Source organism: Dactylosporangium darangshiense, assembly GCF_039537565.1.
GTDB lineage: Bacteria > Actinomycetota > Actinomycetes > Mycobacteriales > Micromonosporaceae > Dactylosporangium > Dactylosporangium darangshiense.
On sequence record NZ_BAABAT010000208.1, the window covers coordinates 1 to 871 of the forward strand.

The 871-nt window shown below is 69.3% G+C and carries 1 protein-coding gene; it reads left to right on the forward strand.

Going from position 1 to position 871, the window contains the following annotated elements; genetic code table 11:
• Window positions 1-683 (forward strand): helix-turn-helix transcriptional regulator (locus ABD901_RS58735; RefSeq protein ID WP_345145112.1); only part of this gene is annotated, 683 nt, incomplete at its 5' end.
• Between the last annotated feature and the right edge of the window lie 188 nt (window positions 684-871).

Here is an 871-nt window from a genome sequence, read left to right on the forward strand (position 1 = left end):
CGCAGCACTGCGGGCCGGCTCATTCGTTCAGGGCGGGCTGGTACTACACGGCGGCGCGGGCTGAGGTCGATCGTGGCCGGACGGCTGAGGCCCGCGACTGGACCCGGCGTGCGGTCGAGGCAGCGGGCGCGGTGGGTCTGCGGGGCCAGCACGCGTATGCGGCTATGGCGCGGGCGTGTACCGGTCCGGCGGACGGCGAGACCGTGGTCGAGTTGCTGCGTACCGCGGTAAGGGAATTCACGGCTGGTTCCGGGCTTATCGCGGCGGGCCATGCGCGGTTGGAGCTGGCGAGAGCGCTGATCACGGTCGGGGGTACCGACGAGGCTGCGCGGCATGTCGAGACGGTCAAGCAGTTCGCCGCCACCTGCGGCGCCGGTCACCTGCACACGCTGGCGGTCAACGTGCAGCGGCGGCTCGGCGCTCTCGGCCCGCGCGCTGCCGGACGGGGCGGGTCGTCGACGGACCTGTCCTCGCGAGAACGCGTCATCGCCACGCTTGTCGGGCAGGGGATGTCGAACCGTGACATCGCGCAGGCGACGTTTCTGTCGGTGAAGACCGTCGAGTCGTACTTGACCCGGATCTTCCGCAAGCTGGGCGTTGATTCACGGGTCAAGCTTGCGCGGAAGTTGGCGGCGACGCCGCCGGACGACACACCGTGGCAGCTGTACCGAGATCCGAAGTAGGGATTCCCCCGATGCTAACGCCGACTGGTGCGGGCACGATGATCACCGTTCGTTGCCGAGGCACGCGGAGCCGCTTGGTGGAGGCGGATGTCGATGTTGCCCATGGCGACGTCCGCCGTGACTGCCGGCGCGGATGAGGCGCTGCGGCCGGTAGGAGCTGCATTGCAACGTCGCCACCACCTAGCAAC